This window comes from Colwellia sp. F1 (assembly GCF_056238625.1).
On sequence record NZ_JBWDLI010000054.1, the window covers coordinates 1 to 3,192 of the forward strand.

Genomic DNA, 3,192 nt, shown 5'->3' on the forward strand with positions numbered 1-3,192 from the left:
ACACCTCTGGTGCATAATTGATAGAATGCAGGCTTAATTGCACAGGAGCGGTATATGCCACACCCGTTTAGTACGCTTTCTCCGGACACTGTGATGTCTGCTGCGGAGTCTGTTGGGATTTGGCCGGCTGGTGAGCCGTTTGCACTTAATAGCTATGAAAATCGAGTGCTGATGTTTCGTGACGATGACGGTGAGCGCTGGGTTGTGAAATTCTATCGTCCTGGTCGTTGGTCGGATGAGACTATTCAGGAAGAGCATGATTTTCTTCAAGAGTTGGCTGCTGCAAATGTGCCCGTTGTTGCGCCCTGGTGTGACCCGCATGGCCAATCACTCCATACTTACCAGCAATTTCGCTTCACGCTTTATCCGCAGTGCAGTGGTCAAGCGCCTGAGCTAGACAATCCGTCGCATCTTTTTGCATTGGGTAATGCATTAGGGCGGCTACATGCAGTGTCATCACGAAAGGCATTTCAGTATCGTCCAAGCGTAGCGTGGCAGCACGGTATTGATGATGCGGTGGCGCGTGTTATCGGCAGTAAAAGACTAAGCAAGCATCAGCAGCGCGCTTATCATAACGTTGTCCAGAAAATACTAGCTCAACTAGAAAAGCACCCCATTGCCAGCGATCAAATGATTCGAACGCATGGTGATTGTCATTTGGGCAATGTGTTAGGAAGAGATGACTCATTTACCTTGGTGGATTTTGACGATTGTCTTATGGCGCCCGCTATCCAAGATATATGGATGCTGTTACCTGTTGATGATCCATCCGGTTGGCGAGCGCAGCTAAGTGAAATTGTTGAAGGCTATGAAGAGGAGCAAGCATTTCCGCAACACCAGCTGTCGCTGATCGAGCCATTGCGGGCTTATCGCCTTATCCGATACACCGCATGGCTTGTTTCTCGTTGGGATGACCCGGCCTTTCCTCGTGCCTTTCCATGGCTGGCGGAGAGCGGATATTGGGATCAGCATATCCGCCAGCTTGAACAGCAGCTGTTACAGCTTGAAAAGCCTATTTGGCTAGCATAACAATTGCAGCGGTAGTTAATTAAGCCTCGCCCCCATTGACGATGAGTAACGTAGTTCTATTCAGGTTGATTGACGGAGCGTGGGTTTTCAGCGCTTGCATCGGGATCAGGCCGATCTGAAGGGATGGGGTTGGCTACGCCTTCTCCATCAGCCTCCCGTCGAGCAGCATTAATTTCCGCTGAAGGGTTGTCTTGAGCGTTGATGTCGATATCTTCATCCAGCGTTACCACGAATGCTTGGCCTGGCGATAGGGTACAAGACGGCTCATCACAGGCAAGGCCGTACTGTCCATCTGCCGCATAGGCACCTGCACTAAATGAACCTGTAAAAATAGCGCTTTCAGCATCGTGTGTTTCAATGCAGGTTGCGTCTTGCGTTGTAATACGAATACGCCCATTAGTGAGCTGTGCATTGGCAACTAAAACGCAGTATTCGGGTAGCTGGTGTGAGGCACCGCCAGCTTGAGTGGGGTGAAGTAAGATAGCTTCATAACGCGATTGGCTGTCGCTAAAAGCAAACTCTTCGATCACCTCGACACCGACACTAGCACCTTTAGGTAGTGTTAATGTCTGTTCAGCGGCTAACAAGGGGGTTGCCAATGCAGTTCCCAATAGAGCAGTTAAGAAAAATGGTGCAGATTTGAATGACATAAGGAAATCTCAGATGAGCGCTACGAATTAAGCTGGCTAGTTCGATCCATGATAGCACAGCTTAAATAGTCTCAAAGGGGGGTGCGCGGCACTCTGCCACAGCACGGTTAGGTGCGTTAAAATAACCGGGTGTGGTGTTTCTTATTGTGCAAAAGTTGTTTCGCGTATATTTTTTGTACATGATTGGCGCACGGCTCTCAGCTATTGATCGATAGCAATATTTCGCCGTTGAGTAAACGCTCTAGTAAAGCAGACGTTTTTCAATGGCTAGCACGTACAGTTTTGATGAGGCTTCAAATGACCGACGACATTGCTCAACACTACCGCCACATTATCACCGCAATCGGTGAAAACCCTGACCGTGAAGGGCTGCGCGATACACCCAAAAGAGCCGCAAAAGCAATGCAGTTCTTAACTGCTGGCTATCAGCAATCACTTGAGGAGATTGTTAATGGCGCGGTATTTGAGTCGCAAACAGATGAAATGGTCCTTGTAAAAGACATTGAGCTGTACTCCATGTGTGAGCACCACTTGCTACCCTTTATTGGCAAATGTCATATCGCTTATCTGCCTAGCGGAAAAGTACTCGGGCTTTCGAAGTTTGCCCGTATTGTTGATATGTACGCTAGGCGTATGCAAATCCAAGAAAACTTGACGCGTGAAATTGCCGAGGCAGTGCAGCAAGTTACCCAATCAAGAGGTGTCGCTGTGGTGATTGAGGCACGCCATCTTTGCATGATGATGCGCGGTGTGGAAAAGCAAAATTCAAGTATGACATCTTCTGTGATGCTGGGGAGTTTTCGCAGCAATCAAGCCACGCGGCAGGAATTCTTAACGTTAATCAGTTGAAATACTGGCTAAGAATCTTTGGCAGATTTCATTGTAAAGATTTGGTTAAACACGTGGTTTCGTCTTAGCATGAACAGGTCAATGAGCCCGTGAGGCCAATATTTGGTCAGGAGTCTGTCATGGAAGCGCTGAAAGAAACACAGCTGTATTGCCCGTTTGCCTATATCGATGGTAGCTGGGTAGCCGCCGACAGCGGTGAGCAAATTAATGTCTTAAACCCTGCAACCGGTGAGTCCGTGGGCGACATGCCTCGACTAGGTAAAGCTGAGACAGAGCGCGCTATCGATGCAGCGGATGCCGCGTTACCCGCTTGGCGTGCGCTGACAGCTCAAGAACGAGCTGATCTGCTGCTGAAGTGGCATGATCTTATGCTGGAGCATAAACATGATCTCGCCTTGCTCATGACCTACGAGCAAGGCAAGCCAGTAAAAGAGGCAGAGGGCGAAATTGCCTACGCCGCTAGCTTTTTACGTTGGTTTGCTGAAGAAGCGCGCCGTGTTTATGGCGAGACTATTCCCGCCGCTAAAGCAAACCAGCGTATTGTAGTGACAAAACAGCCTGTCGGTGTTGTGGGGGCTATTACGCCTTGGAATTTTCCGGCTGCTATGATCACGCGTAAAGCCGGTGCCGCGTTGGCAGCGGGGTGTACGATTGTCGTTAAGCC

4 protein-coding genes are annotated in these 3,192 nt (G+C 49.3%); 3 read left to right on the forward strand and 1 reads right to left on the reverse strand.

Annotated elements, in window-relative coordinates; all coding sequences use genetic code 11:
- Positions 1–54 precede the first annotated feature (54 nt).
- Positions 55–1,029, forward strand: coding sequence for a serine/threonine protein kinase (locus AC0UA9_RS16995; protein ID WP_475661879.1), 975 nt, complete (start codon positions 55–57; stop codon positions 1,027–1,029).
- Between the two features lie 56 nt (positions 1,030–1,085).
- Here the strand turns inward: AC0UA9_RS16995 and AC0UA9_RS17000 are convergent, their stop codons facing one another.
- Complete coding sequence (locus AC0UA9_RS17000) at positions 1,086–1,679, reverse strand: hypothetical protein (protein ID WP_125748248.1); 594 nt, start codon at positions 1,677–1,679, stop codon at positions 1,086–1,088.
- A gap of 297 nt (positions 1,680–1,976) precedes the next feature.
- Here AC0UA9_RS17000 and folE point away from each other — a divergent pair, with 297 nt between their 5' ends.
- Positions 1,977–2,528, forward strand: coding sequence for a GTP cyclohydrolase I FolE (gene folE, locus AC0UA9_RS17005; RefSeq protein WP_125748245.1), 552 nt, complete (start codon positions 1,977–1,979; stop codon positions 2,526–2,528).
- Positions 2,529–2,647: 119 nt separating this feature from the next.
- Positions 2,648–3,192, forward strand: a 545-nt coding sequence (locus tag AC0UA9_RS17010; protein ID WP_475661881.1) for an aldehyde dehydrogenase family protein, incomplete at its 3' end; no start/stop codon positions are given.

Bases quoted from the DNA above. Each gene is read 5' to 3' on its own strand.
- AC0UA9_RS16995 (WP_475661879.1), top strand. From the start codon at position 55: ATGCCACACCCGTTTAGTACGCTTTCTCCGGACACTGTGATGTCTGCT.
- AC0UA9_RS17000 (WP_125748248.1), bottom strand. From the start codon at position 1,679: ATGTCATTCAAATCTGCACCATTTTTCTTAACTGCTCTATTGGGAACT.
- folE (WP_125748245.1), top strand. From the start codon at position 1,977: ATGACCGACGACATTGCTCAACACTACCGCCACATTATCACCGCAATC.